The organism is Oceanispirochaeta sp. (assembly GCF_027859075.1).
Taxonomy (GTDB): domain Bacteria; phylum Spirochaetota; class Spirochaetia; order DSM-2461; family DSM-2461; genus Oceanispirochaeta.
This window is the reverse complement of the sequence record NZ_JAQIBL010000134.1, coordinates 1-2,437: the sequence shown is the minus strand read 5'-3', so window position 1 is coordinate 2,437 and position 2,437 is coordinate 1. Positions and strand designations below refer to the sequence as shown.

The window sequence follows — 2,437 nt, the reverse complement described above, 5'->3', positions numbered from 1 at the left end:
TCCAGAAGCTGGCGCGATAATTCAGGTCGAAAGATATTTTTGATCCGTGCTTTTTGGCTGCTCTGGCGATTTCCAGACAAAATTTCCCTGTTTCCGGTGAAAGGGCGGCAATTAGTCCTGACAAATGGACAATAGCAACACCTTCTTCTCCGAAAATCCGGTTCAGATCAAAGTCATTAACATTGAGAAGTCGTCCCGCTTCTCCTGCTCTGTCATTGTGAACCCTCGGACCACGGGACCCATATCCTGAGTCAGCGATATTGATCTGATGCCGGTATCCCCAGGGATTTCCCTGTTCTACTTCCGGTCCTTCAAAATCCATATGGCGGTGATGGAGATCGCTTTTTATAATTTGAGCAATTGGGCTACCTTTTACAAAGTTGGTAAGAACTTTTACAGGCATACCCAGGTATGAAGCCACTGACAAAACATTTGTTTCAGCACTTGTGGCATACATATTAAATGTATTGCTGACATGAACAGGCTGGCTGTTTATCGGTGTAAGTCTGACTCCCATGCTGGTCGGTGTTAAGAGTGCGTATTTATATTTTTTTTTCAATTCCATAATTTTTTATCTCCTATTAGACTGAGAACGGGTCCCCGACAATAACTTGTCGCCCGTTTTATCTATATTTAAACCATTAAAACTTCAATTCCCATTTTCCGGAATAAGTCAGTTTCAGAAAATTTACTGTCTGTAATTAATACATCAATCAGGTCCGCATTGGCGAACTTGGAAAAAGATCTGGCATTCAACTTGCTGGAATCAGCAAGAATCACTTTTCGTTTGGCCGCTTTCAGCATGGCTTTTTTCACATTGCCTTCAATTGTATTGTGGGTGAGAAAATCTCCATCCACAGAAATGCCAGTGGCCCCGATAAAAGCGATATCAAATTGCAGCTGATTTATTGTATCTTCCGCTATGGGACCAATAAAAGAACTGGCTTCCTGCCGGAAATTCCCACCGATTGCCGTAAGAGTAATGTCTCTCGACGATGATAATGTTTTCATTATTTCCAGGCTGTTTGTAATGACTCTTATGGGCAATGTTTTTATCTTTTCCGCCAGTAACAGATTAGTCGAACTGGCATCAATACAAACAGAATCTCCTTCCTGAATCAATTCTATCGCTTTTGAGGTAATCCGGTCTTTTTTATCAAAAAAAAGACCTTTTCGAGTTGATACTGTAGAAATCTGATTCGTTGCCTGGGCCAGCATGGCTCCACCATGATTGCGCAGAATGAGTCCCTTTTCCTCGAGAATGGTCAAGTCTTTTCTGATGGTTACCTGAGAGACTCCCAGCCTCTCAGTGAGGTCACTCACTGAGATTTGTCTGAGATTCTGGAGCAGGTTCAAGATTTTATCGTGACGCGGATTCCTTCCCATTAATTATGCCTCATAAGTGGAAGATGAAACATCTCCTCCTGTTCCAGTCCAGTTGGTGTGAAAAAACTCTCCTCTCGGTTTATCAGTTCTTTCATAGGTATGAGCCCCGAAATAGTCTCTTTGTGCCTGAAGCAGATTGGCGGGAAGCCTTGCTGACCTGTACCCGTCAAAGAAGGCTAAAGCTGTAGAGAGGGTAGGTACGGGAATTCCCAGAGTTACTGCTGTCGAAATAACACGCCTGAGAGAACTCTGTGCTTTTTGCAGGATATCTCCGAAATAATCATCCATAATCAGGTTGGACAAATCGGGGTTTTTATCAAATGCCTCTTTAATTTCACCGAGGAAAACAGATCTGATGATACATCCCCCACGCCACATCATGGCAATGGCTCCGTAGTTCAGCTGCCATTTATTTTCTTTGGCCGCTTCTTTCATTAGCATATAACCTTGTGCATAGGAAATTATTTTTGAAAAAAGCAATGCCTGTTCCAGGTCTTTCACAAAGCCCTTTTTGTCTCCACTAAAAGATTCATCGGGACCGGATATTTTCTTCGATGCCGCAACTCTTTCATCTTTTAAGGCAGATAAACAGCGGGCGAATACAGATTCTCCAATCAAAGTTACAGGCATTCCCAGGTCGAGTGCGCTTATTCCGGTCCATTTCCCTGTCCCTTTCTGCCCCGCTGTATCGAGGATTTTTTCAACCAGTGGTCCACCGTCTTCATCTTTATAGGCGAGGATATCTCTGGTGATTTCTATGAGGTACGAATCAAGTGGTCCTTTATTGTATTCAGCGAAGATCTCGTGCATTTCATCGTGGTTGAATCCTATCCCTTCTTTTAATAGCTGGTAGGCTTCTGTAATGAGCTGCATATCACCGTATTCGATCCCGTTGTGAACCATTTTCACATAATGTCCGGCACCGTCGTTCCCGACCCAGTCGCAACAAGCTTCTCCACTCTCAGTTTTCGCACTGATGTCCTGAAAGATATTCTTCACATGAGGCCAGGCTTCTACATTTCCACCGGGCATAATACTGGGTCCGAATCTC

General features: G+C 43.5%; 2 protein-coding genes and 1 pseudogene. All 3 read right to left on the bottom strand.

Going from position 1 to position 2,437, the window contains the following annotated elements; all coding sequences use genetic code 11:
- Positions 1-565, bottom strand: a pseudogene (locus PF479_RS07775) (hypothetical protein); the annotation flags it as partial.
- 68 nt (positions 566-633) lie between these two features.
- Positions 634-1,386, bottom strand: a complete 753-nt coding sequence (locus PF479_RS07770; RefSeq protein WP_298004506.1) for a DeoR/GlpR family DNA-binding transcription regulator — start codon at positions 1,384-1,386, stop codon at positions 634-636.
- A 3-nt stretch (positions 1,387-1,389) separates the two neighbouring features.
- Positions 1,390-2,437 (bottom strand): decarboxylating NADP(+)-dependent phosphogluconate dehydrogenase (gene gnd, locus PF479_RS07765; RefSeq protein WP_298004503.1); only part of this gene is annotated, 1,048 nt, incomplete at its 5' end.

Excerpts from the sequence above, each read along its gene's own strand:
- PF479_RS07770 (WP_298004506.1), bottom strand. The coding sequence starts at position 1,386 with ATGGGAAGGAATCCGCGTCACGATAAAATCTTGAACCTGCTCCAGAAT.